At 65.2% G+C, this 24,245-nt stretch carries 26 protein-coding genes; 6 read left to right on the top strand and 20 right to left on the bottom strand.

The genetic code is table 11. The annotated features are described in order from the left end of the window. Positions 1 to 10 precede the first annotated feature (10 nt). From NRG74_RS04075 to NRG74_RS04115, 9 genes are all read right to left on the bottom strand, one after another. Positions 11 to 424 (bottom strand): NADH-quinone oxidoreductase subunit A, encoded by a 414-nt coding sequence (locus NRG74_RS04075; RefSeq protein ID WP_007158885.1) that lies wholly within the window; start codon positions 422 to 424, stop codon positions 11 to 13. 259 nt (positions 425 to 683) lie between these two features. Continuing rightward, entirely contained in the window at positions 684 to 1,445 is a 762-nt protein-coding gene (locus NRG74_RS04080) for a secretin N-terminal domain-containing protein (RefSeq protein WP_257705767.1), read from the bottom strand. Then, positions 1,442 to 1,972, bottom strand: a complete 531-nt coding sequence (locus NRG74_RS04085) for a hypothetical protein (protein ID WP_093252342.1) — start codon at positions 1,970 to 1,972, stop codon at positions 1,442 to 1,444. The genes NRG74_RS04080 and NRG74_RS04085 overlap by 4 nt, the downstream gene beginning before the upstream one ends. 12 nt (positions 1,973 to 1,984) lie before the next feature. Beyond that, the gene (locus NRG74_RS04090) at positions 1,985 to 3,163 is read right to left on the bottom strand and encodes a ribosomal protein uL16 3-hydroxylase (protein ID WP_257705768.1); all 1,179 of its coding nucleotides are present in this window, start codon (positions 3,161 to 3,163) and stop codon (positions 1,985 to 1,987) included. Between the two features lie 201 nt (positions 3,164 to 3,364). Then, positions 3,365 to 4,735 (bottom strand): adenylosuccinate lyase, encoded by a 1,371-nt coding sequence (purB, locus tag NRG74_RS04095; RefSeq protein WP_017641462.1) that lies wholly within the window; start codon positions 4,733 to 4,735, stop codon positions 3,365 to 3,367. An 83-nt stretch (positions 4,736 to 4,818) separates the two neighbouring features. Then, positions 4,819 to 5,439 carry a high frequency lysogenization protein HflD gene (hflD, locus tag NRG74_RS04100; RefSeq protein WP_017641461.1) on the bottom strand — a complete coding sequence of 207 codons (621 nt, stop codon included), beginning with the start codon at positions 5,437 to 5,439 and terminating at the stop codon, positions 4,819 to 4,821. Further along, positions 5,436 to 6,518: a tRNA 2-thiouridine(34) synthase MnmA gene (gene mnmA, locus NRG74_RS04105; RefSeq protein ID WP_221433671.1), complete on the bottom strand. Its 1,083-nt coding sequence runs from the start codon at positions 6,516 to 6,518 to the stop codon at positions 5,436 to 5,438. The genes hflD and mnmA overlap by 4 nt, the downstream gene beginning before the upstream one ends. Before the next feature lie 28 nt (positions 6,519 to 6,546). Next, the gene (locus NRG74_RS04110) at positions 6,547 to 6,999 is read right to left on the bottom strand and encodes an NUDIX hydrolase (RefSeq protein WP_257705769.1); all 453 of its coding nucleotides are present in this window, start codon (positions 6,997 to 6,999) and stop codon (positions 6,547 to 6,549) included. A 129-nt stretch (positions 7,000 to 7,128) separates the two neighbouring features. Then, positions 7,129 to 9,360: an NADP-dependent isocitrate dehydrogenase gene (locus NRG74_RS04115; protein WP_257705770.1), complete on the bottom strand. Its 2,232-nt coding sequence runs from the start codon at positions 9,358 to 9,360 to the stop codon at positions 7,129 to 7,131. A gap of 423 nt (positions 9,361 to 9,783) precedes the next feature. Between NRG74_RS04115 and NRG74_RS04120 the strand changes: the two genes are divergently transcribed. Further along, the gene (locus NRG74_RS04120) at positions 9,784 to 9,993 is read left to right on the top strand and encodes a hypothetical protein (RefSeq protein ID WP_007158876.1); all 210 of its coding nucleotides are present in this window, start codon (positions 9,784 to 9,786) and stop codon (positions 9,991 to 9,993) included. Between the two features lie 425 nt (positions 9,994 to 10,418). On the opposite strand, the gene NRG74_RS04125 is transcribed toward NRG74_RS04120, so the two are convergent. The 3 genes from NRG74_RS04125 to NRG74_RS04135 form a co-directional block, all read right to left on the bottom strand. Next, on the bottom strand, positions 10,419 to 11,885 hold the full coding sequence (locus NRG74_RS04125; RefSeq protein ID WP_173147933.1) for an inorganic phosphate transporter: 1,467 nt from the start codon (positions 11,883 to 11,885) through the stop codon (positions 10,419 to 10,421). Positions 11,886 to 12,109: 224 nt separating this feature from the next. After that, positions 12,110 to 12,466 (bottom strand): 6-carboxytetrahydropterin synthase QueD, encoded by a 357-nt coding sequence (queD, locus tag NRG74_RS04130; protein ID WP_257705771.1) that lies wholly within the window; start codon positions 12,464 to 12,466, stop codon positions 12,110 to 12,112. Positions 12,467 to 12,572: 106 nt separating this feature from the next. Next, positions 12,573 to 12,830 carry a hypothetical protein gene (locus NRG74_RS04135; RefSeq protein ID WP_093252321.1) on the bottom strand — a complete coding sequence of 86 codons (258 nt, stop codon included), beginning with the start codon at positions 12,828 to 12,830 and terminating at the stop codon, positions 12,573 to 12,575. A 114-nt stretch (positions 12,831 to 12,944) separates the two neighbouring features. Here NRG74_RS04135 and NRG74_RS04140 point away from each other — a divergent pair, with 114 nt between their 5' ends. Beyond that, positions 12,945 to 13,562, top strand: coding sequence for a hypothetical protein (locus NRG74_RS04140; RefSeq protein ID WP_257705772.1), 618 nt, complete (start codon positions 12,945 to 12,947; stop codon positions 13,560 to 13,562). On the opposite strand, the gene NRG74_RS04145 is transcribed toward NRG74_RS04140, so the two are convergent. From NRG74_RS04145 to NRG74_RS04155, 3 genes are all read right to left on the bottom strand, one after another. Next, positions 13,517 to 15,388 carry an ABC transporter ATP-binding protein gene (locus NRG74_RS04145; protein WP_257705774.1) on the bottom strand — a complete coding sequence of 624 codons (1,872 nt, stop codon included), beginning with the start codon at positions 15,386 to 15,388 and terminating at the stop codon, positions 13,517 to 13,519. The genes NRG74_RS04140 and NRG74_RS04145 overlap by 46 nt on opposite strands. 104 nt (positions 15,389 to 15,492) lie before the next feature. Further along, a complete protein-coding gene (locus tag NRG74_RS04150) occupies positions 15,493 to 16,047 on the bottom strand; it encodes a peptidylprolyl isomerase (protein ID WP_026083888.1) in 555 nt (184 codons plus the stop codon). Positions 16,048 to 16,109: 62 nt separating this feature from the next. Then, positions 16,110 to 17,000, bottom strand: coding sequence for a LysR family transcriptional regulator (locus tag NRG74_RS04155; protein ID WP_064309000.1), 891 nt, complete (start codon positions 16,998 to 17,000; stop codon positions 16,110 to 16,112). Positions 17,001 to 17,172: 172 nt separating this feature from the next. Between NRG74_RS04155 and NRG74_RS04160 the strand changes: the two genes are divergently transcribed. From NRG74_RS04160 to rarD, 3 genes are all read left to right on the top strand, one after another. Continuing rightward, entirely contained in the window at positions 17,173 to 17,763 is a 591-nt protein-coding gene (locus tag NRG74_RS04160) for a DUF3060 domain-containing protein (protein WP_257705775.1), read from the top strand. Between the two features lie 74 nt (positions 17,764 to 17,837). Next, positions 17,838 to 18,689 (top strand): EamA family transporter, encoded by an 852-nt coding sequence (locus NRG74_RS04165; RefSeq protein ID WP_093252313.1) that lies wholly within the window; start codon positions 17,838 to 17,840, stop codon positions 18,687 to 18,689. Beyond that, positions 18,686 to 19,594 carry an EamA family transporter RarD gene (gene rarD / locus NRG74_RS04170; RefSeq protein ID WP_257705776.1) on the top strand — a complete coding sequence of 303 codons (909 nt, stop codon included), beginning with the start codon at positions 18,686 to 18,688 and terminating at the stop codon, positions 19,592 to 19,594. The genes NRG74_RS04165 and rarD overlap by 4 nt, the downstream gene beginning before the upstream one ends. On the opposite strand, the gene NRG74_RS04175 is transcribed toward rarD, so the two are convergent. Genes NRG74_RS04175 through puuE form a run of 4 tightly spaced genes read right to left on the bottom strand, consistent with a single transcriptional unit; the run spans position 19,591 to position 22,536 of the window. Beyond that, the gene (locus NRG74_RS04175) at positions 19,591 to 20,091 is read right to left on the bottom strand and encodes an ureidoglycolate lyase (RefSeq protein WP_257705777.1); all 501 of its coding nucleotides are present in this window, start codon (positions 20,089 to 20,091) and stop codon (positions 19,591 to 19,593) included. The two genes, rarD and NRG74_RS04175, sit on opposite strands and share 4 nt — an antisense overlap. Then, complete coding sequence (gene alc / locus NRG74_RS04180; RefSeq protein ID WP_257705778.1) at positions 20,088 to 21,095, bottom strand: allantoicase; 1,008 nt, start codon at positions 21,093 to 21,095, stop codon at positions 20,088 to 20,090. Before alc ends, NRG74_RS04175 begins: the two co-directional genes overlap by 4 nt. Before the next feature lie 23 nt (positions 21,096 to 21,118). Next, on the bottom strand, positions 21,119 to 21,631 hold the full coding sequence (gene uraD, locus NRG74_RS04185; RefSeq protein WP_257705779.1) for a 2-oxo-4-hydroxy-4-carboxy-5-ureidoimidazoline decarboxylase: 513 nt from the start codon (positions 21,629 to 21,631) through the stop codon (positions 21,119 to 21,121). Beyond that, positions 21,628 to 22,536: an allantoinase PuuE gene (gene puuE / locus NRG74_RS04190; RefSeq protein ID WP_184287200.1), complete on the bottom strand. Its 909-nt coding sequence runs from the start codon at positions 22,534 to 22,536 to the stop codon at positions 21,628 to 21,630. The genes uraD and puuE overlap by 4 nt, the downstream gene beginning before the upstream one ends. 214 nt (positions 22,537 to 22,750) lie before the next feature. On the opposite strand from puuE, the gene uraH reads away from it, so the two are divergent. After that, on the top strand, positions 22,751 to 23,122 hold the full coding sequence (uraH, locus tag NRG74_RS04195) for a hydroxyisourate hydrolase (RefSeq protein ID WP_257705780.1): 372 nt from the start codon (positions 22,751 to 22,753) through the stop codon (positions 23,120 to 23,122). A gap of 69 nt (positions 23,123 to 23,191) precedes the next feature. Here uraH and NRG74_RS04200 read toward each other — a convergent pair whose 3' ends face one another. Next, on the bottom strand, positions 23,192 to 24,238 hold the full coding sequence (locus tag NRG74_RS04200) for an SGNH/GDSL hydrolase family protein (protein WP_257705781.1): 1,047 nt from the start codon (positions 24,236 to 24,238) through the stop codon (positions 23,192 to 23,194). Positions 24,239 to 24,245 lie beyond the last annotated feature (7 nt).

Genomic DNA, 24,245 nt, shown 5'->3' on the forward strand with positions numbered 1-24,245 from the left:
TGCCAAAGCCTCATTGTTTCGACTTCGCCTGCCGCTCGCGACGGCTCGCAGGCGCCCAATCGAGCGCTCCGATTCGCCACAGGTAGACAAGACCCGCCAACAGAATTGCTATGAAAATGGAGGCTTCCACGAAGCCGGCCCATCCCGATTCACGGATGGAAACCGACCAGGCGAAGAGAAAGAGGGCTTCGACGTCGAAGATCACGAAGAGCATCGCGACCAGATAGAACTTGGCAGAGAGACGGAGACGAGCACCCCCGGTGGGGACGATGCCGGACTCGAAGGGATCGTTCTTGCTACGGCCCACGGCTTTGCTGCCGAGCAGGCTTGAGACTCCGAGCATGAAGGCGATCAGACCGACCACGCCCAGGAGAAATACCGCGAAGCTCCAGTTGTGGGTCAGTAGGCTGATCGACTCAGACATGCTTTGAATCCTTAATTATTGGGTATCAGGCGCTATCAGTGCGACACGGTGTCGCAACACAGACAGATTTTATGCTCTATCGATTCATTCTGTAAATTTATTGGCTTAAAAAGATTCTATTGGACTGCTTTGAATCAAACTAAACGGAACTTCAGGTTTATTTGAGAATGAATATAAGAATTATTCTCAAATAAGTTTCTTTTGCTTCCTGTGTCCTAGATTGCCAGTTGCCGCCAGAGTTCTGCCGTTCGCCGATTCGCTAGTCGATGAGATCGGCGCGAATGCTCAGTTGACGGTCGTCACGACCCTCGGTCGAGTAGTAGCTGGTGAGGCCGTTCTGGTCGCTCTCGACCTGTTGGCGAAAGCCGCCCAGATCCAGCCATTGCCCCAGCGGGCCGCTGATGCGAGTGGCGGCGCTCTGGGTCTGCACCGTGCCCGGGCGCATGGCCGCGGCGCGATCATCCACGCTGTTGATGTCCAGATGGACCAGGTTGCCGCTCAGACGGGCGGTGACCTGAAAGCCGCGTTCGAGCCGGCGGTAATCGGTCTGGGCGTAGCTCTGGCCATAGGGCGAGGTCTGGTAGGTGGTCACCGGCACGTCTGCGCCGAAGCGGATGAAGGCGGGATAGCCCTCGGTGACCTGGACGCGCTGGGCGCCATCCTCCTTCTGGTCGGTGCTGTCCTCGATGATGCGCACCTGGGGCGAGCGCACATCGCCGTTTACCGAATAGCCCTGACTGGCGCCCGAACTGCCGGCGCGGGTAGCCAGGGTGATGAGCAGGCGCCGCGGTTGGGTATCCAGCTGGGCCAGCAGATTCTTGATCTCGGCCAGCTTGGCCGGCTCGGCGTTGACGATCAGCTGATTGCCATAGACGTTGACCTTGCCTTCGCCGCCGAGGACGGCTTGCAGGGTGGGCAGCAGGTCGTCGGCGGTGCGGTATTGCAGGGGAATGACTTCGGTGCGGGGGGCGGCCCAGACGGTGGCCGTCAACAGCAGCAAGAGCGCCAGCAGGCCTTTCACAGCAGCATCCTCCGCAATTCCTGATCCGGTTGGCTGATGGCCCAGAGGCGATCGAAGACCTGTTGTTGCACCTTGACCGCAGCGCGGTCGCCATAACGGACGAAGCCGGTGGGTGCGCTGCCCGTGCGGCGCAGCAGGGCCTGGTCGTCGACGATCAGGCAGGCGCCTTCCGGTTGCTGGTCGGCCGGTGGTCGCCGAATCAGCAGGTTGCTGGTCAGGCGCTGCGCCAGGGCGATGAGGCGATGGCCCTGGCGCATCGCGAGGGCGCTGTCGTTGATCAGGAGACGTACCTGATGCCGTGGATGGCCCAGCAGCAGGCGCTTGATCGCCGTCTCGACGTCCCGGTTGTCGTAGAGGGGCGCTTCCAGGTCAGGCGTCTGGATACACAGCTGGCGGCTGGCTTGAGCGATGAGGCGGACGCTGTGCTCACGCAGGGCGTCCAGGCCTTCGAGGCGCAGGGCGAGATCCTGGCCGAGCTGAGGTTCGGGCAGGGCGTCCAGGGTCAGATCGGCAAAGGACTCGTCCACGGCGGCTCCCTCTCACTCGTCGTCGTCTTCTCCGGCGAAGATCAGGCTGCCCTGCTGGAGCAGTTCGCGGATCAGGCGCATGGCATCGTCGTCCTGCAGCCAGGGCGCGAGATTGGCCTCGTGCAGGACCTCCGCCGAGCATAGCAGGTCGAGCAGCGGTTGCAGTCGCATGGGCAGCAGGCGGCTCTGGCCGCTGGCGAAGACCATCACCTCTTCTTCCAGGCGACTCCAGGCGATGCGGCCACTAGGATTGCGCATCAGCAGGGCGCCTTCGTCGAGTTCCTTGCGCAGCTGCTTGGCGCTGAGGTTTTCCCTGGCGACCCGCTCCGGGTACCGCGGCTCGGTCATGTGCTGGCCGAACCAGGCCAGCAGCAGGCGATCATCGCTCAGGTGGCGTTCCATCAGGCCGCGCAGGCGCTTGATGGCCTCGGGCGGGATCTCCGCCGGATGCTCGCTGGCCGGCGCGCAACCGGCGTCACTGTAGCGCTCGTCCTCGGGGATGAACTGGGCGAGGAAGTCGGTGAAGTGGGTGAGCACTTCGCCGGCACTGGGCGCGCGGAAGCCGATGGAGTAGGTCATGCACTCGTCCTCGGCGATGCCGTCATGGGCCAGGCCCGGCGGCAGGTAGAGCATGTCACCCGGTTCCAGGACCCATTCGTCGGTCTGCTGGAAGTCGGCGAGGATCTTCAGCTCCAGGCCGTCGATCAGCGGGCTGTCGGCGGTGCATTGCTGGCCGATGCGCCAGCGGCGGCGGCCATGGCCCTGCAGCAGGAAGACGTCGTAGTGATCGTAGTGGGGGCCGACACCGCCACCGGGGGCGGCATAGCTGACCATGATGTCGTCGACGCGCCAGTTGGGCAGGAAGCGGAAGGACTCCAGCACCTCGGCCACCTCGGGGACGAACTGATCGACCGATTGCACCAGCAGGGTCCAGTCCCGCTCGGGCAGGCTGGCGAAGGTGTCTTCCGGTAGGGGGCCGCGGCGCAGTTCCCAGGTACGGTCCTGGCCGATGATCAGGCGGGATTCGATTTCCTCTTCCAGCGACAGGCCGGCCAGTTCGTCGGGCTCCAGGGGATTCTGGAAGTCCGGGATGGCCTGGCGGATCAGCAGGGGTTTGCGCTGCCAGTAGTCGCGCAGGAATTCACGGGCGGTCAGGCCGCCGAGCAGTTGCAGGGGTTGATCCGGGTTCATGCACACCTCGCGCAATGAAAAACGCCCGGCAAGGCCGGGCGTAGAAAAGTAGGCAGCCTCAGAACCTGTTTACGATCTTGCGAGCTAGAGTCAAACAAGGCGAAAAGGCCTGAGGAAGCGGAGTTTACGAGTGGTAAATGAGCATTCCGAAGGCATTTTCAACGCCGTTTGGCCGACGCGCAGCAGATCGTGGGCAGGTTCTCAGACCCGACGGGCCTGTTCGGCAGCGTTGCCGATATAGCCGGCCGGAGTCAGTTGGCGCAGCTCGGCCTTGGCGGCCTCGGGGATTTCCAGGCCGTCGATGAAGTCCTGCAGGGCGCTGGCGCTGATGCCCTTGCCACGGGTCAGCTCCTTGAGCTTCTCGTAGGGGTTGGCCACGCCATAGCGGCGCATCACGGTCTGCACCGGCTCGGCCAGGACTTCCCAGCAGGCGTCCAAGTCTTCGGCGATGCGCGCGGCGTTGAGTTCCAGCTTGCCGATGCCCTTGAGGGTGGCTTCGTAGGCGATCACGCCGTGGGCCAGGCCGGTGCCCAGGTTGCGCAGCACGGTGGAGTCGGTCAGGTCACGCTGCCAGCGGGAGATTGGCAGCTTGCTGGCCAGGTGCTGGAGGATGGCGTTGGCGATGCCCAGGTTGCCTTCGGAGTTTTCGAAGTCGATGGGGTTGACCTTGTGCGGCATGGTCGAGGACCCGATCTCGCCGGCTACGGTCTTCTGCTTAAAGTAGCCGAGGGAGATGTAGCCCCAGATGTCCCGGTCGAAGTCGATCAGGATGGTGTTGAAGCGGGCGATGGCGTCGAACAGCTCGGCGATGTAGTCGTGCGGCTCGATCTGGGTGGTGTAGGGATTCAGGGTCAGGCCGAGGTCGTCTTCGATGAAGGTGCGCGCATTGGCTTCCCAGTCGACGTCGGGGTAGGCGGACAGGTGGGCGTTGTAGTTGCCCACGGCGCCGTTGATCTTGCCCAGCGGGCGGATGGCGGCGATCTGCTCGATCTGGCGTTCCAGGCGATAGACCACGTTGGCCAGTTCCTTGCCCAGGCTGGTAGGGGAGGCGGGCTGGCCGTGGGTCCGCGACAGCATGGGCACGTCGGCGAAGCGATGGGCCAGCACGCGGATCTCGCCGGCGATCTGGCGCATCAGCGGCAGCAGCACCTGGTCACGGCCTTCGCGCAGCATCAGGGCGTGGGACAGGTTGTTGATGTCCTCGGAGGTGCAGGCGAAGTGGATGAATTCGCTCACCGCAGCCAGCTCCGGCAGGTTGGCGACCTCTTCCTTGAGCAGGTACTCGATGGCCTTGACGTCGTGGTTGGTGGTGCGCTCGATGTCCTTTACCCGCTGCGCCTGCTCGACGCTGAACGCGGTGGCCAGCTTGTCCAGCAGGGCATTAGCTTCGGCGGAGAAGGGCGCGACTTCGGGAATGCCCGCGTGGGCGGCCAGGCGCTGCAGCCAGCGGACCTCGACCTGGGCGCGGAAACGGATCAGGCCGAATTCGCTGAAGATGGGGCGCAGGGCGGCGGTCTTGCCGGCGTAACGGCCGTCGATGGGCGATACGGCGGTGAGCGAGGAGAGCTGCATGGGCATTCTCTTGGTAGCGGGGGAGAAAGGGGCGGAATTCTACACGCAAAGGCCGGGGCTGTAGTACCGCCGCCGGCCTGGGATCAGCCGTTGCGCAGGGGATAGAGATTGTCGAGCAGCTTGCGGCGATTGAGCACCAGCTGCCAGCGATGGCCGCCGAGCTGGCGCCAGAGGCGCGCCGAGCGAATCCCGGCCAGCAGCAGGGCGCGTACCCGCGAGGCGGTGGCGGATTGCTGCAGGTAGCGCATCTCGCCGTGCACCTGGATGCGCTGCTTGAAGGTGCTCAGGGTGTCCTCGTAGAGACCACCGCAGGCGGCGATGACGTTCTCGTGGGCCACACCGAAGTGCTCGACCTGGGACTGGATCTGGGTGAGGCGCCGGCCGATGAGGTCGAGCAGGTCGCCGCGCTTCTCCAGCTTGCGTTCCAGGGCGGTCATCGCCAGGGCATAGCGCAGGGGCTCGCGCTGCAGGCTGTTGGGATTGCGCTCCAGGGTGCTGGAAAGGGCGCCCAGGCCCTCGCGCAGCGGCACTACGCTGCCGCCGTAGACGTCCAGGGTGCTGCCCGGATCCCTGACCAGCAGGCTGCCGAGCAGGCAGGCCAGGGGTTCTTCGGGCACCTGGCCGGTGCGCGCCAACTGGTCCACCAGCACGGCGGCCTGGAAGACGCCGCCCAGGGCGATGAGTTGTTCCTGGGTGCGATTCATGCGGCGGGCGCCTCGGCGCAGGCAGGTTGATAGTGTTCGATCACGCCACCGCCCAGGCAGACATCGCCGTCATAGAAGACCACCGATTGACCCGGGGTCACGGCGCGTTGGGGCTCGTCGAAGACCACCCGGTAGCCGCTGCCCTGGCGTTCGATCCGGCAGGGCTGGTCCTGCTGGCGATAGCGGACCTTGGCGGTGAGGCGGCGCGGCTGGGTGAGGTCCAGGTCATTGACCCAGAACATCTCGCTGACGGTCAGGGCCTCGGCGAACAGCCAGGGGTGGGCGTTGCCCTGACCGACGATCAGCACGTTGCGGGTCAGGTCCTTGCTCAGCACGTACCAGGGATCGTCACCGGCATCCTTCATGCCGCCGATGCCCAGGCCCTGGCGCTGCCCAATGGTATGGTACATCAGGCCGTGGTGGCGGCCGATGACCTCGCCGGTGGTGGTCTCGATGTCACCCGGCTGGGCCGGCAGGTACTGCTTGAGGAAGTCGCTGAAGCGGCGTTCGCCGATGAAGCAGATGCCGGTGGAGTCCTTCTTGCGCGCGGTGGCCAGGCCATGCAGCTCGGCGATGGCGCGGACCTCGGGCTTTTCCAATTCGCCCACCGGGAAGAGGGTGCGCGCCAGTTGCTCGCCGCCCACGGCGTGGAGGAAGTAGCTCTGGTCCTTGTTGGCGTCGAGGCCCTTGAGCAGCAGGGTCTGGCCGTCGACGTCGCGGCGGCGCACATAGTGACCGGTGGCGATCAGGTCGGCGCCCAGGGCTAGGGCGTAGTCGAGGAAGGCCTTGAACTTGATCTCGCGGTTGCAGAGGATGTCCGGATTCGGCGTGCGACCGGCCTTGTATTCGGCGAGGAAGTGCTCGAAGACGTGATCCCAGTACTCGGCGGCGAAGTTGGCCGTGTGCAGCGTGATGCCGATGCGGTCGCAGACCGCCTGGGCGTCGGCCAGGTCTTCTTTGGCGGTGCAGTACTCGGTGCCGTCATCCTCGTCCCAGTTCTTCATGAACAGGCCCTCGACCTGATAGCCCTGCTCCTTGAGCAAGAGGGCCGAGACCGAGGAATCCACTCCGCCGGACATGCCGACGATGACGCGGGTGCCGTTCACTTCAAGAACCTCTCATATCTACGATCATCGACAGGGGATAGCGGTGTCCGTCCAGGTATTTCTCGATGGCGTCCAGGACCAGGGGGCTGCGTAGTCGGGCCTGCTCGGCGCGGATCTCGTCGAGGGTGAGCCAGACCGCGCGGGTGATGTCGGCGTCCAGGGCACGCTCGGGCTCGTGGGCCAGGGGGCGGGCATGGAAGGCGGTGCGGTAGTAGGTGACGCCATTGCCCGGCGCGACATAGAGGCCGATGCCGATCACGCCCTGGATCTCCACCTGCCAGGCGGTTTCTTCCAGGGTCTCGCGGCGTGCCGCCTCGATCAGGCTCTCGCCTGGCTCCAGGTGGCCGGCCGGCTGGTTGAGCACCAGGCGACCCTGCTTCTCTTCTTCCACCAGCAGGAAGCGACCGGCGTCTTCCACCACGGTGGCCACGGTGACGTGGGCGTGCCAATTCATCTCGGACTCCGCTATCGGTAATCGCGCAGTATACGCCTTAAGTTTTGTCGGTCCCAAATGCAGCGAACCCCGGCCAGGGCCAGGGTTCGCTGTAATCACCCATTCAGGCTGCGGACGCAGCCCTCAGGTTCAGCCCTTGAGCTGTTCCAGGGCGGCGTTGAGCGTGGCGCTCGGACGCATGGCCTGGCGGGTCTTGGCCTGGTCGGGGTGGTAGTAGCCACCGATGTCCACGGCCTGGCCCTGGACGCCGTTCAACTCGGCGACCACCTTGGCTTCGTCTGCGGTCAGCGACTTGGCCACCGGCTCGAACTGGGCCTTGAGCTGGGCGTCGTCGTTCTGCTCGGCCAGAGCCTGGATCCAGTACAGCGCCAGGTAGAAGTGGCTGCCGCGGTTGTCCAGTTCACCGGCCTTGCGCGACGGCGACTTGTTGCTGTCGAGGAACTGGCCGTTGGCCTGGTCCAGGGTCTTGGCCAGGATCTTGGCCCTGGCGTTGCCGGTGGTCTCGCCCAGGTGGTTGAGGGATTCGGCCAGGGCCAGGAACTCGCCCAGGGAATCCCAGCGCAGATGGTTTTCCTGCACGAACTGCTGGACGTGCTTGGGTGCGGAGCCGCCGGCACCGGTCTCGAACAAGCCGCCGCCGTTCATCAGCGGGACGATGGACAGCATCTTGGCGCTGGTGCCCAGTTCCATGATGGGGAAGAGGTCGGTCAGGTAGTCGCGCAGGACGTTGCCGGTCACCGAGATGGTGTCCTCGCCCTTGCGGATGCGCTCCAGGGACACGCGTGTGGCTTCCTCGGGCGCCAGGACGCGGATGTCCAGGCCGTTGGTGTCGTGATCCTTGAGGTAGCGCTCGACCTTGGCGATGACCTGGGCGTCGTGGGCGCGGTTCTGGTCCAGCCAGAAGATCGCCGGGGTGCCGCTGGCGCGGGCACGGTTGACGGCCAGCTTGACCCAGTCCTGGATCGGCGCGTCCTTGGTCTGGCACATGCGCCAGATGTCACCGGCCTCGACCGGGTGCTCGAAGACCACCTTGCCCTGGTCGTCGGTCACGCGCACGGTACCGTCGGTGGGGATCTGGAAGGTCTTGTCGTGGGAGCCGTATTCCTCGGCCTTCTGCGCCATCAGGCCAACGTTGGGTACGCTGCCCATGGTGCTGGGATTGAAGGCGCCGTTCTGCTTGCAGTCCTCGATCACCACCTGGTAGACACCGGCATAGCAGCGGTCGGGGATGATGGCCTTGGTGTCCTGCAGGTTGCCTTCGGCGTTCCACATCTTGCCGGAGTCACGAATCATGGCCGGCATGGAGGCGTCGACGATGACGTCGCTCGGCACGTGCAGGTTGGTGATGCCCTTGTCGGAGTTGACCATGGCCAGCGCCGGACGCTGGGCGTACTGGGCGTCGAAGTCGGCCTTGATGGCGGCCTGGGTGGCTTCCGGCAGGCTGGACAGGCGGGCGTAGAGGTCGCCGATTCCGTTGTTGCGGTCGAAGCCGGCTTCTTTCAGGGCGGCTTCGTGCTTGGCCAGCACGTCCTTGTAGAACTCGCCGACGATGATGCCGAACATGATGGGGTCGGAGACCTTCATCATGGTGGCCTTCAGGTGCACGGAGAACAGCACGCCCTTGGCCTTGGCGTCTTCGATCTGGGCGGCGATGAAGCTCTGCAGGGCCTTGCGGCTCATGGTCGAGGCATCGACGATCTCGCCCGCCTTGACCGCGGTCTTCTCTTTGAGGACCTTGCTGCTGCCGTCCTTGCCGATCAGTTCGATCTTCAGGCTGCCGGCGTTCTCGACGGTGGCCGAGCGCTCGCTGCCATAGAAGTCATGGGCGTCCATGTGGGCGACGTGGGACTTGGAGTCGGCACTCCAGGCGCCCATGCGATGGGGATGCTTGCGGGCGTAGTTCTTGACCGACAGCGGCGCGCGGCGGTCGGAGTTGCCTTCGCGCAGGACCGGGTTCACGGCGCTGCCCTTGACCTTGTCGTAGCGCGCCTTGACGTCCTTTTCCTTGTCGTCCTTGGGCTCGTCCGGATAGTCCGGCAGGGCGTAACCCTGACCCTGCAGTTCCTTGATCGCGGCCTTGAGCTGCGGCACCGAGGCGCTGATGTTGGGCAGCTTGATGATGTTGGCTTCGGGAGTGGTGGCCAGTTCGCCGAGTTCGGCGAGGTGGTCGGAGATGCGCTGCTCTTCCTTCAGGTACTCGGGGAAGAGGGCGATGATGCGGCCGGCAAGGGAAATGTCACGGGTTTCGAGGGCGACGCCGGAGGAGGCGGTGATGGCCTCGACGATGGGGAGCAGCGAATAGGTCGCCAGGGCGGGCGCTTCGTCGGTCAGGGTGTAGATGATCTTCGACGTGGTGGACATGTCTTGCTTTAACTCCTCTTTATCACAGCTGTGGCGCGAAGCCGGGCGAGCGAGGATCGACCCTTGAGTCGATAGACGCCCCAAGAAGGCGTTATCGGACCGCGCGACAGGCGCGGCGGCGATGGACGTGCGATGCGACAAAGCGTCGCTGCGGAAGTTGCAGGATCGGCCGATACAGCCAGCGGAACCGGCAGGGCCTGCAGCGACCCGTCAGTCGGCGGAGTATAACAGCGCGGCGCCTGGCGTGCATTCGTGCCACTGCAGCTTGGCTGTGGGGGGAAGTCGCCGCCCCGGAAGGGCCGACAAACTTGGGCAAGTTCGTCGCGGTGTCAGGTCAATGAGCTTGACCAATCGACGACTGGCGCTGCACGGAAGTTGCTTAAGGGACTAAACTATTGCCCCTCTAAATTTCACGAGGTCGTTATGAAAACCAAGGACAATGCGTCCAAGAGTCGTTCCTGGGCTATCGTCGGGCTGGAAACGCTCGTCATCGTCGCCCTGTCGCTGTACGTCGCCTTTGGCGCCGGGCTGTTCATCAAGCACCACTGCTGGGACACCCTGACCCCGCAACAGCAAGACCAGATTCTCGAGCAGATGAGCCGCAGTGCTCAGGAAAACACCCTGCTCACCTGATTCGCTTTCGCTCGAATCCCTTCTTCTCAAACAATAAGAATCCTTCCTTTTTCTCCCGCGCACCGCCTAGGTGTCGAGGTGGCTTCGTCACGTCCAGAGCTCTAGCAGACCAGGTGTTCGCCTGGACTCACGGGGGCGGCGGAGGTTGCCTTGGGCGGCACCCTGGGCGAGGACATCGCCACGGGGCGGGCGCGACGCGCCAGGCGCAGCATGGCCCAAAGTATGGCCAGCGACAGGGCTAGCCAGCCAAGTATCAGAAGAAGGATGTAGGTCGCAGGAGTCATTGACGTTCACCGTACGGCTGTCTCGGAAAGGTGTCTTTGCTGGGACACATTTCTCTAGACTCGTCAATAGCTATCCTGTTCAGGCTTTCCCGACGAGGGGTCCAACCGGGCACCGCTCGCGCGGAGCCCGGTGGATGGGGATCACAGGAACAGGTGCGCCAGCCAGAACAAGCCGGCGGAGAGGGCCATGGAGGTCGGCAGGGTCAGGACCCAGGCCATGAGGATGTTGCGCACCGTGCTGCCCTGCAGGCCGCTGCGGTTGGCGACCATGGTGCCGGCCACGCCCGAGGACAGCACGTGGGTGGTGGAGACGGGCAGGGCGAAGACGTTGGCCATGCCGATGGCCGCCACCGCCGTCACCTGGGCGCTGACGCCTTGGGCATAGGTCATGCCCTGGCGGCCGATCTTCTCGCCCACGGTGAGCACCACGCGACGCCAGCCGACCATGGTGCCGATGCCCAGGGCCAGGGCGACGGCGATGATGACCCAGAAGGGGGCGTATTCGGTGGTGCTGGTGAGGTCCTTGCGTAGGCGGCTGAGATCGTCGCGATCGCGCGCGGTCAGCACCGGCAGCTTGCTCACCTTCTTGGCGGTGTCGTCCAGGCATAGCAGGTAGCGGCGCACCTGCTGGCGATGGTCGTCGCTCATGGCACGGTAGTCGGTGACGCCTTCCAGGTCGGCCAGCAGCGCCTGCAGCGTTGGTACGGTCATGTGCGGGGCGCAGCGGAATTCCTGAGGCAGGTCGCGATTGCCGGGTACTTCGGCGAGGAAGTCCTTGAGGTTGTCGCCCTGGCGCTCATAGAACTGGCCCAGGTGGATGGCGGCGTCACGGGTCCGTTCGATCTGGTAGGTGGTGCTGTCCAGATCCAGCACGAACTTGGCCGGGACGATGCCGATGAGCACCAGCATGATCAGGCCGATGCCTTTCTGGCCGTCGTTGGATCCATGCACGAAACTCATGCCCATGGCCGAGAGGACCAGCATCAGGCGATTCCAGAAGGGCGGGTGCTTCTTGGCATCCAGTTCGCGGCGCTGTTCCGGGGTCTTGTGCATCTTCGACAGCGGTCGCCAGCGCTTGAGCGCGAGCAGCAGCAAACCGGCGACGGCGAAGCCGGCCAGTGGCGAGAAGATCAGCGACAGGCCGATGTCGATCGCCTTCTGCCAGTTCACCCCTTCGCTCACCGGGATACCGGTCAACAGGGCGTTGGTCACGCCGACGCCAAGGATGGAGCCGATCAGGGTGTGGGAGCTGGACGCGGGGATACCGAAGTACCAGGTGCCCAGGTTCCAGGTGATGGCGGCGGCGAGCAGCGAAAACACCATGGCCAGGCCGTGGCCGGTGTTGACGTTGATCAGCAGCTCCACCGGCAAGAGGTGGACGATGGCGTAGGCGACGCCGACGCCACCGAGCAGCACGCCGAGGAAGTTGAAGATGCCGGAAAAGAACACCGCGAGGTGCGGGGGCATCGCCTTGGTGTAGATCACCGTGGCGACGGCGTTGGCGGTGTCGTGAAAGCCGTTGATGAATTCAAAGGCCAGCACAAAGGCCAGGGCCAAGACGAGGCTGATGGCGACCCAGGCGTGGAGTCCGCTGAAAAGTTCGAACATGGGGATACGTCGACAGTTGGCAGGCGCGAATTATGGCAGAAAAATGACTGCCGCCATCGGCACCTTGAATGGGAGGGAAAAATTAAGGCTTGTCTGAACAGCAGCCGAGCGAAGGTCAGGCAAGGCGAAAATCAGCGAGAAAGCGGAGTTTACGAGGGGTAAATGAGCATTCCGGGATGATTTTCAACGCAGTATGGCCGAGCGCAGGCGCTTTTCCGATAAGCCTAGTCGCCGCGGTAGATGCAGCCACAGGTGCAGGTCTCATGGACGCGAACCTGGCTGAGTTCGGGGAGCAGGGGCTTGAGCTGTTGCCAGATCCAGCGCGCGAGCACTTCGCTGGTAGGGTTCTCGAGACCCGGGATGTCGTTCAGATAATGGTGGTCGAGACGCTCGTACAGGGGGTTGAAGGCGGCCTTGATATCGGCGAAATCCCGGACCCAGCCGGTATGGGGATCGACAGCACCTTCGATGTGCAGGCCTACCTTGAAGGAATGCCCATGGAGACGTCCGCACTTGTGGCCTGCCGGAACATTGGGCAGGAAGTGCGCGGCTTCGAAAATGAATTCTTTGAAAATTTCCACGATAACCACTCGCGTTGGGCCACGGGGTGTGGCGGCTGCGGGGCGGCAGTCTATCAGCTCGACACCGCCTTGCCGAACCTCGCGGTCGCCGACCAGGGGCGGCGGTCTAACCCGGCATCGACCAGGGCTCCAGCAGGTAGCCATCGCGTGCCAGCTCCAGGCGAGTCTGCTCGATCAGGGCGGCGAGGTGGCCGGCATGGCTGTATTGACTGCGCGCGACATGGGCGATCGAGGCCAGTACCCGGGCGCCGTCGGTCACCTCAAGGGAAAAGCTGGCGTCGCTGGGATCTTCGCGGACGTTGCCGCGCAGGGGCAGAAAGGCCTTTTCGACGATGTGGACGGCACGGGCGAGATCGATGGACATGGGCGGACTCCTTGGCAGGGGGCTTTCAATAGAGGGCCAGGGTCAGGAGAAATTCGGATTTGCCTTCACCGGCGGGCTTAGGCAGTCTCCCGATCTTTGTCTGGACAATTCCCCATGCGCAGCAGCAATCCTCGTACCTTCTGGGCTCTGGTCGGCCTGGCCGCCGCCTTTGGTCTTGTCGGCCTGATCGGCAATCGAGTGGGCTGGGAGCGGTTGGAGATCGGCTATCGAACGGTACCGTCGCCCAGCGGGCTGGACATCGGCGTGGCCGGTCAGGTCATCACCGGCCTGCCGTCCCTGTGCATCGCTCTGGCGCTGGTCACGGTGGTGACGGCGCTGATAATCCGCGGCGGGCGCCGCTTTCGTTCGCGGCTGCCCCTGCCGGTGACGGCGGGCATTCTCTGGGTGCTGCTGGCGGGCCTGCTGGTGCTTTTCTATCCCAGCACCCTGGCATTCCAGTGGGAGAATCATCGCAGCGCGGCGGAGATCGACTTCTATGTCCTGCAGGATCGCCCCGGTCCCTTCCAGGGCACAGCGCAAAAGAGCCAGCGACTGACCTACTACCGCGACTGCGGCGATACCGGGCAGGCGGCCTGCCCGGTGTTCGAGTGCGTGGTGGAGCGGCGCAGCTGGCTGGGTGGCCTGCAGAAGATCGAAGGCTTCTACCCGGGCCTGGACCAGGAACGTCAGCTGGAGCTGCTGCGTACCCGTTGCCTGCCCGGCACGCCGTGACCGACGAAACCGCCGGTCTGGTGCCGCCATAGGCGGGCATAGAGGCCGTTGTAGGCGATCAGTTCGTCGTGAGAACCCATCTCGACAATCTGGCCGCGCTCCATGACCACCAGGCGGTCCATGCGCGAGATGGTCGACAGCCGGTGGGCGATGGCGATCACCGTCTTGCCCTCCATCAGGGTTTCCAGGCTCTCCTGGATCGCCGCTTCCACCTCGGAATCGAGGGCGGAGGTGGCTTCGTCCAGCAGCAGGATCGGCGCGTCCTTGAGCAGGGTACGGGCGATGGCGATGCGCTGGCGCTGACCGCCGGAGAGCTTGACGCCGCGTTCACCCACCTGGGCATCCAGCCCGGTACGACCATGGGCATCAGTGATGCGGGCGATGAAGTCGTCGGCCTTGGCCTTGCGCAGGGCGGCATGCAGCTCTTCATCAGTGGCCTCGGGACGGCCGTAGAGCAGATTCTCGCGGATCGAGCGATGCAGCAAGGAAGTGTCCTGGGTAACCACGCCGATCTGGCACCTTAGGCTTTCCTGGGTGACGTGGGCGATGTCTTGGCTATCGACCAGGATGCGACCGCCTTCCAGATCATAGAGGCGCAGCAGCACGTTGATCAGCGTCGACTTGCCGGCGCCCGAAGGGCCGACCAGGCCGATCTTCTCGCCCGGGGCCACGTCCAGGGTCAGGCCTTCGATGATGCCGGCGCCCTTGCCGTAGTGGAAGGCGATGTCCTCGAACAGCACCGCGCCGCGGGTCACCTGCAACGGCTTGGCGTCCTCGGCGTCGCCGACCTGACGCGGCTTGGCGATGGTGCTCATGCCGTCCTGCACCATGCCGATGTTTTCGAAGATGCCGTTGACCACCCACATGATCCAGCCGGACATGCTGTTGATGCGGATTACCAGGCCGGTGGCCAGGGCGATGGCCCCCACCGAGATGACACCCTGGTGCCAGAGCCAGAGGGCCAGGCCCGTGGTGCCGGCGATGAGGAAGCCGCTGAGGATGGCGATGGTCACGCCCATGGCGGTGATCAGGCGAGCGGCGCTCTCGGCTTTCTCGGTCTGCTCTTCCATGGCCTGGCGGGCGTATTGCTCCTCCTGGGCCGAGTGGGAAAAGAGCTTGAGGGTGGAGATGTTGGTGTAGCCGTCGACGATGCGCCCGGAAAGCTGCGAGCGGGATTCCGAGGCGATGGCCGAGCGCTCCTTGGTCTGGGGCACGAAATACCAGAGGGCGATGACGTAGCCGATGATCCAGAGGACCAGCGGGACCATCAGCCAGACGTCGGCCTGGGCGAACAGGATCAGCGAGGTGACGGCGAAGATCAGCACGTGCCAGATGGCGTCCACCGCCTGCACCGCCGAATCGCGCAGGGAGACGCCGGTCTGCATGATGCGGTTGGAGATGCGCCCGGCGAAGTCGCTGTGGAAGAAGCCTAGGCTCTGCTTGAGCACGTAGCGATGGTTCTGCCAGCGGATCAGGGTGGTGAGGCTGGGGGTGATGGTCTGGTGCACCAGCAGATCGTGCAGGCTGATGAACAAGGGGCGGATGACCAGGGTGACCACCGCCATCCAGATCAGGGTGCCGCCGTGCTCCTGGAAGAACACCGTGCTGTTGGGCGCGCTGCCGGCCAGGTCGACCAGTTGGCCGATGAAATTGAAGAGGGCGACCTCGATGAGGGCGCCGATCAGGCCGACCACCAACAGCAGGGCGAAGGCCGGCCAGGCTTGCTTGAGGAAGTGGAGATAGAAGGCGCCGACCCCAGTGGGCGGCATTTCATCGGGGGCTTCCCGGAACGCATCGATGATGCGTTCGAAGCGGCGAAAGATCATGCGGGGTCCTTGTAGAGAGGAGACAGCGTATCGCGTCGCCGGAAGGGGGACCTCGCCGTTGGGACTGGATGACCGGCGCGCGGCATCCAGCCGGACGGGTCGGCTTACAGCCGTTTGGCAGCGAGAATCATGACCGGTTCACGGGGAATGTCGCGCAGCATGCCCTGGCGGGTGGTCTGGACGCCGGCGATCTGGTCGACGACTTCCATGCCGCGCACGACCTTGCCGAATACGGCGTAGCCGAAGTCGCGCGAACCGTGGTCGAGGAAGGCATTGTTCTCGACGTTGATGAAGAATTGACTGGTGGCGGAGTTGACGTCCGAGGTGCGCGCCATGGCCAGGGTGCCGCGCAGATTCTTCAGGCCGTTGTCGGCTTCGTTCTTGATCGGGGCCTTGGTGCGCTTCTCCTGCATGTCACGGGTGTAGCCGCCGCCCTGGATCATGAAGCCGGGGATGACGCGGTGGAACAGGGTGCCCTTGTAGAAGCCGCTGTCGACATAGCCCAGGAAGTTCTCGGTGCTGACCGGCGCCTTGGCCGCATCCAGTTCGACCTCGATGTCACCCTTGTTGGTGCTGATGAGCACGTGCGGATTGTCCGCGGCCCAGGCGGTGGAGGCGACGAACAGGGCGCAGGCGGCAAGCAGGGCTTTGAACATGATGGATCCTTGAGTGGCGGAGACGACTGGCGAACGATAGCAACCCGGCTGGCACCCCGCCACGGTCAGCGTGGCAGGGCATGTTTGCGCAACAGGTTCATGAGGATCTGCGAGGCCGGGCCCAGCTCGTGCTGGCGCGTCTTGTAGAGCTGGAAGGGATGGAAGCGCTGGGCGCCCTGTTCCAGCGGCAGCGGCTTGAGCAGGCCGGCGTCGAGATCGGTCTGGATGGCGTCCCGGGGTAGCCAGGCGAAGCCCAGGCCGTCACGCAGGAAGGTGGCGGCGGTACTGATGCTGCCTACCGTCCAGCGCTGTTCGGCGGCCAGCCAGCCGGCATCCCGCGGCTGGGCGCGGCCACTGTCGCGGATGACGATCTGCAGCTGCTCTTCCAGATCGGCGGTCACCAGGGTGCGCTGCAATTGATGCAGCGGATGCTCGGGATGGGCGACGGCGACGAACTCCACGGTGCCCAGGGAGGCGCCCAGATGAGCGGCGATCACCAGGCCGGTGATCGCCAGGTCCGCCGAGCCGTCGAGCAGGGCCTCTTCCACCCCGGACAGGACCTCTTCGCGCAGCCGTACCCGGCAGCCACGACTCTGCGGCATGAATTCGCGCAGGCACAGCAGCAGGGGGCGAGTGGGATAGGCGGCATCCACCACCAGCCGCACCTCGGACTCCCAGCCCTGCTCCATATGATAGGCCAGTTCCTCCAGCTGGCTGGCCTGCTGTACCAGGCGCCGCGAACGGCGCAAGAGCACGGCGCCGGCATCGGTCAGCACGGCGCGGCGGCCCTCCAGGCGCAACAGCGGCACGCCGAGCTGCTCCTGCATGCGGGCGACGGTATAGCTGACCGACGACTGGGAGCGATGCAGCACCTCGGCGGCCTGGGCATAGCCGCCGTGATCCACCACCGCCTGCAGGGTCCGCCACTGATCGAGGGAAACGCGAGGAGTCTTCATCGAGCGCTCTGGGGCCACGAAAGGGCGCATGTTAGTGCCTGCGGGGGTGATGGGAAAACGCGGCGGCCATCACGGCCTGAAAAAATGTCGGACGCCGGGTCAAATGTCCCGCCGGCGCTGCGCTCCAAGCCAGCCGATGAGTGTCCCTCTCTAGGCAAGACAAGGAGTCTCCATGTCGTCATTCAAGGCGTTGCTGGGTTGTTGTCTGGTCATCGCGCCGCTGCTGGTCCAGGCCGAGGAATCCGTCGCGGCGGCCGTCGAGTCCATCGATATCGACGGCATGAACATCAGCCGGACCCTCGACTGCGAGGGGCGAGACGTGTCCCTGTCCGGTGAGGGCAATACCCTGACGTTGAAAGGTCAGTGCGGCACCGTGACCGTCTACGGCAGTCATCATCGGCTGGTGCTCGACGGCGCCCAGGCGCTGACCATCCATGGCCTGGGCAGCGTCACCACGGTCAGGGGCGCGGTGGCCAGTCTGAGCATCGGCGGTGGCTATCAGCAGGTGCAGGCCAAGGTGCGCGGCAGCGACGGCATCGCCAAGGTCGATGCCTATGGCTACGGCGCCAAGGCACGGCTGACCCTGCTCAGCCAGGCCGACATCGCCGTGGGCGGTTCCAATCAGCAGGTCTACTGGTCTCGCGCGGCCGGCGTGGCCGAGCCCAAGACCCTGGTCTCGGGCGCCGATAACGTGCTGCAGGCCAATCAGTCGGTGGCGGCGCTTACCGGTGCCGAACCCTCGGGCCTGAACGCCACTCGCTAGACTGCGATAAGCCGGGGGTTTCCCTCCGGCAACGGGCGCGTTAAGGTCGCGCACCTTTTTCGTGCGTCGCCGCCATGCCCTACCTTCTGCTCGTCACCCTTATCTGGGCGTTTTCCTTCAGCCTGATCGGCGAGTACCTCGCCGGTCGGGTCGACAGCGATTTCGCCGTGCTGGTCCGCGTGGCCATCGCCTTCGTGCTGTTCCTGCCCTTCACCCGCTGGCGCGGAGTGCCGGGGCGCTTCGCCCTGGGGCTGATGGCGGCAGGCGCCTTGCAATTCGGCATCACCTATCTGTGCCTGTATCGCAGCTTCGCCGTGCTGACGGTGCCGGAGGTGCTGCTGTTCACCGTGCTCACGCCAATCTATGTGACCCTGCTCGACGATGCCTGGCAGCGCCGCTTCCGCCTCTGGTCGCTGCTGGCCGCCGTGGTGGCGGTCGGGGGCGCGGCTCTGATCCGCTTCCAGCCGCTGACCGGTGACTACCTGCTGGGCTTTCTCTTGCTGCAGGTGGCCAACCTGACCTTCGCCGCCGGCCAGGTGCTGTGCAAGCACCTGGGGCACGCCTATGCCGGGCAGGGTGCGCTGCATCGCTACTTCGGGCTGTTCTTTCTCGGCGCCCTGCTGGTGGCGGCGCTGTCCTTTCTGTTGTTCGGCAATCCGGCGCGGCTGCCCAGCACCGGCCTGCAATGGGGCGTGCTGATCTGGATGGGCGTCTTCGCCACGGCGCTCGGCCTCTACTGGTGGACGCTGGGCTCGTTGCGGGTCAATGGTGGCACCCTGGCGATCATGAACGAGGCCCATGTGCCGGCCGGTCTGCTGGTCAGCCTGCTGATCTGGCAGCACCCGGCCGATCTGCCTAGGCTGTTGCTGGGCGGCGGCATCATCCTGCTGTCGCTGTTCATCAACCGTCAGGGGCGCCAGTCATGAACGTGCTGTCCGGCAAGGGTCTGGGCCTTTCGGTGCTGTCGTCGGTGCTGTTCGCACTGATGCCGGTGTACTTCGCCTGGCTGGCGCCGCTGGACGGCCTGCAGGTGGTGGCCCTGCGGGTGGTCTGGTCGCTGCCGATGGTGCTCCTGCTGGTGGTGGTCCTGCGCGAGGGCAAGGCCTTGCTGGCCACGCTCAAGCGGCTGGTGCGCGAGCCCCGGCTGTGCCTGGCCATCCCGGCGGCGGCGCTGCTGATGGGCATCCAGTGGTGGGTGTTCGTCTGGGCGACCATGAATGGCGAGGCCATGGCGATGTCGCTGGGCTATTTCCTGCTGCCCCTGGCCATCGTGCTGACCGGGCGGCTGGTCTATGGCGAGCGCCTGCGACCGCTGCAGCGCCTGGCGGTGGGCTGTGCGCTGCTGGGGGTGATCAACGAGGTCTGGGTGACCGGAGCGCTGTCCTGGGTCAGCCTGCTGCCGGTGCTGGGCTATCCGCCGTATTTCGTCCTGCGCCGCTGGATGGCGGTGGATGCGCTGTCCGGATTCGTCCTGGAGATGTGCTGCCTGCTGCCCTTCGCGCTGCTCGCCTTGCACTGGTTTTCGCCCAGCCTGATCCTGCAGCAGACACCCTGGCTGTGGGCGCTGCTGCCGGGGCTGGGTCTGCTCAGCGCCATCGCCTTCGCCGCCATGCTGGCCTCCAGCCGCATGCTGCCACTGAGTCTGTTCGGCATCCTCAGCTATGTGGAGCCGGCGCTGCTGGTCTTCGTCGCCCTCTATGTACTGGGCGAACAGCTGCCGGAGGGCGCCATCTGGACCTATGGTCCCATCTGGCTGGCGGTGGCCTGGGTCTGCCTGGACAGTGCGCGCCTGCTGCGCAAGCAACTCCGGCGCGCACCGGCTGCGCCCTAGAGCGCCAGGGTCGGGCATTCACCTGCGGCGAAAAAGAACTCATCGCAGTTGGGCAGGGTGCCGGCGCGATCGACGATGAGGAATTCGTCCTCGTCGCGCAGGGCCAGCACCGGGTGGTGCCAGACCCCGGCATGGTAGTTGATGCCCTGGCGGCCATCGGTGCGAAAGACGCGGATGGCGCCGACATCCGGGGCTGCCGCCGGCGGCGCCACCACCACCAGAAAGGGTTCGCCGCGTAGCGGGACGAAGGCCTGGCTGCCGTGGGGATGACGTTCGAGCATGGCGATGGTCAGCGGATAGCCCAGGCGCCGGGTGCGAAAGATGCTGATGATCGCCGCGCCGTCCGCCGGCCCTGTCTCGACCCGGGCCAGGGCGTGGTATCTCTGGGTCGAGCCATTGTTGATGGGAAACCAGTCCCGGCCCGCCGTCTCGATGACCTCGCCGAAGGGCGCGAAGCCCTCGGCGGTCAGTGGCTCGATGCGCAGTGGCCGGCTCATGCCTGGCCCCGGGCGACCTTGCCGAATAGCCGCAGGCGGCTGACGCCGCCGTCCGGGAAGATGTTCAGGCGCACGTGGGTGATGGGGCCGAGGTCGCGCACCTGATCGCGGAAGCTGTGCTCCTGGTGCATCTGCAGCTTTTGCGGCGGCAGCAGCTCCTTCCAGAACAGGCTCTGGGTCTCGATCTGGCCGTCGGTACCGCCGCGCACATAGGCGCCCTGGATCTGGCAGCTGTCCGGGTAGTTGCCCTTGAAGTGCAGGGTGTCCACCAGGATTTCCTCCACGATGCCGGCATGGCCCAGGGCGATGATCACCCAGTCGTTGCCAGGAGTGCGGCGGCGCGCGGTTTCCCAGCCGTCGGCCATGCTCTCGGCGCGACCCGGATTGAGGATGTTACTCATGCGGCCATAGTGTTCGTCGTTGCAGGCCAGGGCGCGTCCGCCGTTGAGGGCGGCGGCTAGGTCCAGCACCTCGTCTTCGGCCTGGGTCGACCAGTCGCGATGGGGGATGCCGTAGACCCGCAGGCGGGCCACGCCGCCATCGGGATAGATGTTCAGGCGCAGGTGGGTCCAGGGGCGGTCATCGGCGATGGCATGGTAGTGATGACTGTTGCCCTGCATCTCGATGGCTGGCAGCACCTCGGTCCAGGCGGCATCGGCGGCCGGATCGCCCTCGGCGCAGAAGCAGGCTTCCAGGGAGGCGGAGGGCGGATAGTTGCCGGTGAACCAGCGGGTGTCGATGTCGACGCCCTTGATCGAGCCCGGTACGCCCAGGCGGATCACCGCATGGTCGTAGCCTTCGAACCTCTTGCGCCGCGATTCCCAGCCGTCCATCCACTTGCCATTGTCGTCATAGACGCCTTCCTTCCACTCCGGCTCGTGGGGCTGGAGCATGCGGTCGGCGGCGGCGAACCAGTCGTCGGTGACGCTGATGACGCGGGTGCCGAGGCGGGCATCGGCGAGGTTGAGGTACTTCTCGAAGGGCGCGGTGTAGGTGCGTTTCATGGGGTGCTCTTGTCGGGAAAGGGTCAGAGGGTCTGCAGACGGAAGAGGGCGATGCGGTCGATCTCGGCCAGGGCGCGCTGAAATTCCTGCTCCGGGGTGTTGGGCAGGCGCTCCTCGAAGGCCGCAAGGATCAGGTGCCGGTTGCTGCCCTTCACCGCCATGATGAAGGGGAAGCCAAACTTGGCGCGGTAGGCCTCGTTGTGGCGGGTGAAGCGGGCCAGCTCGTCCGGGGTGCATTGATCGAGGCCGGCACCGGCCTGTTCGCCACTGCTGGCGGCGGTCAGCTCGCCGGCCAGAGCGGCGCGACCGGCAAGGTCGGGGTGCGCCTGGATCATCGCCAGCTGCTCGGCTTGGCTGGCCCGGGCGACCTGCGCGGCGAGACGCTGATGCAGGGCGTCGACGCTATCCGGCAGCGGCTGGCCCTCGTCGAAGGCACGCTCGGCGACCCAGGCGGAGTGCTCGTAGATGCCGCCGAAGGCCGCCACGAAGGCGGCGCGATCCAGCTGGCTGGGTGTGACGGTCTGGAAGGCGCTCATGCCGGCGGATGCTCCCGGTGCCAGTGGCGAGCGATGTCCACCCGGCGGGCGAACCAGACCCGTTCGTGGCTCTGGGCGTACTCCAGGAAGCGCTTCAGGCCCACCAGGCGACCGGGGCGGCCGATCAAGCGGCAGTGCAGGCCGATGGAGAGCATCTTGGGCGCGGTGGCACCTTCTGCGTAGAGGGTGTCGAAAGCGTCCTTGAGGTATTGGAAGAATTGCTCGGCGGTGTGGAAGCCCTGGACCTGGGTGAATCTCATGTCGTTGGTGTCCAGGGTGTAGGGGATCACCAGGTGCGGCTTGCCGGTCGGGTTGTTGGGTTCCCAGTAGGGCAGGTCGTCGTCGTAGGTGTCGCTGTCATAGAGAAAGCCGCCTTCCTCCATCACCAGGCGCCGAGTGTTGGGCCCAGTACGCCCGGTGTACCAGCCCAGCGGGCGTTCACCGGTCAGCTCGGTGAGGATCTCGATGGCGCGCTGTAGATGGGCGCGCTCCTCGGCTTCGTCCAGGTACTGGTAGTCGATCCAGCGATAGCCGTGGCTGCAGATCTCATGGCCGGCCTGGACCATGGCGCGGATGACCTCGGGGTGGCGCTCGGCGGCCATGGCCACGGCAAAGACGGTCAGCGGCACCTGGTGTTTGGCGAACAGCTCCAGGATGCGCCAGACGCCGGCGCGGCTGCCGTATTCGTAGAGGGACTCCATCGACATGTTGCGCACCCCCTGCAGGGGCTGGGCGGCGACCATCTCGGACAGGAAGGCCTCGGATTCCTTGTCGCCGTGCAGGATGTTGCGTTCGCCGCCTTCTTCGTAGTTCAGCACGAAGGACAGGGCGATGCGGGCATCACCCGGCCAGCGGGGGTGGGGCGGCTGAGCGCCATAGCCGATCAGATCGCGGGGATAGGTCATGGAAGGGGCATCCTGGCAGTCGAGATGTTTTGTATACAATGTTTGGAGACCTTTGCCGAGTCCCAGCAAGAATCCTGCCTAACTGGTCTGACCGGTCTGAAGACTTTTACGCGCTGGAGGGCAGCGGTTCTGCGGACCGGGCCGGGGCTGGGCTGTATACAATCGGCAGGTGAAAAGCTGCTAGGCTGGCGCACCCCTCTGCAGGAGCTTTCCCATGTCCACTCCATCCGCTGGCGGTTACCTGACGACCCATGTGCTGGACACCACCGGTGGCCGCCCAGGTGCGGATATCGCTGTCCGGTTGTACCGGCTGGAGGGGGCGGCGCGGCAGGCGCTGGGTGAGATGCGGACTAATGCCGATGGTCGCAGCGACACGCCGCTGTTGCAGGGCGAGCATTTCACGGCGGGGGTCTACGAACTGGAGTTCGACGTGGGCGATTACTACCGGCGGCGCGACGTGGCGCTGGAGGAACCGGCCTTTCTCGATACCGTGGTCTTGCGCTTCGGCCTCGCCGACGAGAGGGCGCATTACCATGTGCCATTGTTGGTCTCGCCCTATAGCTATTCGACCTATCGCGGCAGCTAGGTGAGATTGCGCCGCCGCGGTGCGCTTTCGCCCGGGCCGGCACCAGGGTAGGGCGCGGGTCCAGCGGCGTTAGTGGATGGTCGGTTCGGTGTTCGATCGCGCGGTAGCGAGCAGCGGTCGATCCGGCACGGCACTGCCGGGCCAGGTCTGGGCGATGCGTTCCAGCACCACCTGGGCCAGCATGCTGTGGGTCCGACTGGCGAAATGACCACGGGCGCCAAAGATGTAGGCCTGATCGGCGCCCGGTTCGACGTAGCTGTCCGGATCGCAGAACTCGCGACCGGGCAGGCAGGCATCACCTTCGGCATGGGTGAAGCCGTAGTTGCCGTAGTGGGCGAAGACCTCTTCCATCACCCGATAGGCATCCACCAGCAGCAGACGATCACTGGCTGGCAAGTTGGCCTGCAGGGTGTCGTTGTAGAGGCGCACCAGCTCGTGGTTACGCTCGGCCAGGGCGGGTGTCCAGGGTTCGAGATAGGGCGCCTTGCCATAGTCGGTGTTGTTGAGCACCACCAGGCGCTGGGCACCCAGACTCAGCAAATGGCGCAGCAGCTTGACCTCGTTCAGGGCCGTATGGCGGATCCGCGCCTCGACCTGCTCGCGGATCGCCGGGGGCAGGGGGGCGTCGGACATCAGCGCGGCCTTGAGCGTCTTGTCATAGAAGGGCCCGATGATGTCGTTGCCGCCGATCTGCACCAGGACCAGGTCCTGCTGGCGGAAGCGGCCATGCTGCATCTCGAAATTGCGGATCTGCTGGGAAAAGGCCAGCGGCGCTTCGTTGTGATCGAAGCCCGGCTCGGTGAAGCTCCCGGTCACGGCGCCGCCCTCGGCGTAGCAAAGACCATCGGGATCGCTCGGTCCCTCCTGGCCATAGCCTTCCACCTGCCGATTGGGGCCCAGCTCGATACCGTAGGCGTCGGCGATTTCCTGAGGATAGGTACGCCCTGGGTTGGTGGCATAGATATGGCCGAAGGTGCCGCAGTCCATCAGGCTGTCGCCAAAGGCGATCACCCGCTGGATACCGCGCGCCTCGGCGATGGGCTCAGGACTGGGTACGAGGGCGAGCAGCGCGGCGACACCTGCGAGTGCGGTCGCCAATCCCCAGTGCTTGCCCATCCTCTAC

Source organism: Pseudomonas oryzihabitans (genome assembly GCF_024652905.1).
In the GTDB taxonomy this organism is placed as follows: Bacteria; Pseudomonadota; Gammaproteobacteria; order Pseudomonadales; family Pseudomonadaceae; genus Chryseomonas; species Chryseomonas benzopyrenica.

What these genes read in the sequence shown, in the direction of transcription:
- NRG74_RS04075 (WP_007158885.1), bottom strand. Translation starts at nt 424, where the DNA reads ATGTCTGAGTCGATCAGCCTACTGACCCACAACTGGAGCTTCGCGGTA.
- NRG74_RS04090 (WP_257705768.1), bottom strand. Translation starts at nt 3,163, where the DNA reads ATGAACCCGGATCAACCCCTGCAACTGCTCGGCGGCCTGACCGCCCGT.
- purB (WP_017641462.1), bottom strand. Translation starts at nt 4,735, where the DNA reads ATGCAGCTCTCCTCGCTCACCGCCGTATCGCCCATCGACGGCCGTTAC.
- hflD (WP_017641461.1), bottom strand. Translation starts at nt 5,439, where the DNA reads ATGAATCGCACCCAGGAACAACTCATCGCCCTGGGCGGCGTCTTCCAG.
- mnmA (WP_221433671.1), bottom strand. Translation starts at nt 6,518, where the DNA reads ATGTCCGGCGGAGTGGATTCCTCGGTCTCGGCCCTCTTGCTCAAGGAG.
- NRG74_RS04110 (WP_257705769.1), bottom strand. Translation starts at nt 6,999, where the DNA reads ATGAATTGGCACGCCCACGTCACCGTGGCCACCGTGGTGGAAGACGCC.
- NRG74_RS04115 (WP_257705770.1), bottom strand. Translation starts at nt 9,360, where the DNA reads ATGTCCACCACGTCGAAGATCATCTACACCCTGACCGACGAAGCGCCC.
- NRG74_RS04120 (WP_007158876.1), top strand. Translation starts at nt 9,784, where the DNA reads ATGAAAACCAAGGACAATGCGTCCAAGAGTCGTTCCTGGGCTATCGTC.
- NRG74_RS04125 (WP_173147933.1), bottom strand. Translation starts at nt 11,885, where the DNA reads ATGTTCGAACTTTTCAGCGGACTCCACGCCTGGGTCGCCATCAGCCTC.
- NRG74_RS04135 (WP_093252321.1), bottom strand. Translation starts at nt 12,830, where the DNA reads ATGTCCATCGATCTCGCCCGTGCCGTCCACATCGTCGAAAAGGCCTTT.
- NRG74_RS04140 (WP_257705772.1), top strand. Translation starts at nt 12,945, where the DNA reads ATGCGCAGCAGCAATCCTCGTACCTTCTGGGCTCTGGTCGGCCTGGCC.
- NRG74_RS04145 (WP_257705774.1), bottom strand. Translation starts at nt 15,388, where the DNA reads ATGATCTTTCGCCGCTTCGAACGCATCATCGATGCGTTCCGGGAAGCC.
- NRG74_RS04155 (WP_064309000.1), bottom strand. Translation starts at nt 17,000, where the DNA reads ATGAAGACTCCTCGCGTTTCCCTCGATCAGTGGCGGACCCTGCAGGCG.
- NRG74_RS04160 (WP_257705775.1), top strand. Translation starts at nt 17,173, where the DNA reads ATGTCGTCATTCAAGGCGTTGCTGGGTTGTTGTCTGGTCATCGCGCCG.
- NRG74_RS04165 (WP_093252313.1), top strand. Translation starts at nt 17,838, where the DNA reads ATGCCCTACCTTCTGCTCGTCACCCTTATCTGGGCGTTTTCCTTCAGC.
- rarD (WP_257705776.1), top strand. Translation starts at nt 18,686, where the DNA reads ATGAACGTGCTGTCCGGCAAGGGTCTGGGCCTTTCGGTGCTGTCGTCG.
- NRG74_RS04175 (WP_257705777.1), bottom strand. Translation starts at nt 20,091, where the DNA reads ATGAGCCGGCCACTGCGCATCGAGCCACTGACCGCCGAGGGCTTCGCG.
- alc (WP_257705778.1), bottom strand. Translation starts at nt 21,095, where the DNA reads ATGAAACGCACCTACACCGCGCCCTTCGAGAAGTACCTCAACCTCGCC.
- uraD (WP_257705779.1), bottom strand. Translation starts at nt 21,631, where the DNA reads ATGAGCGCCTTCCAGACCGTCACACCCAGCCAGCTGGATCGCGCCGCC.
- puuE (WP_184287200.1), bottom strand. Translation starts at nt 22,536, where the DNA reads ATGACCTATCCCCGCGATCTGATCGGCTATGGCGCTCAGCCGCCCCAC.
- uraH (WP_257705780.1), top strand. Translation starts at nt 22,751, where the DNA reads ATGTCCACTCCATCCGCTGGCGGTTACCTGACGACCCATGTGCTGGAC.
- NRG74_RS04200 (WP_257705781.1), bottom strand. Translation starts at nt 24,238, where the DNA reads ATGGGCAAGCACTGGGGATTGGCGACCGCACTCGCAGGTGTCGCCGCG.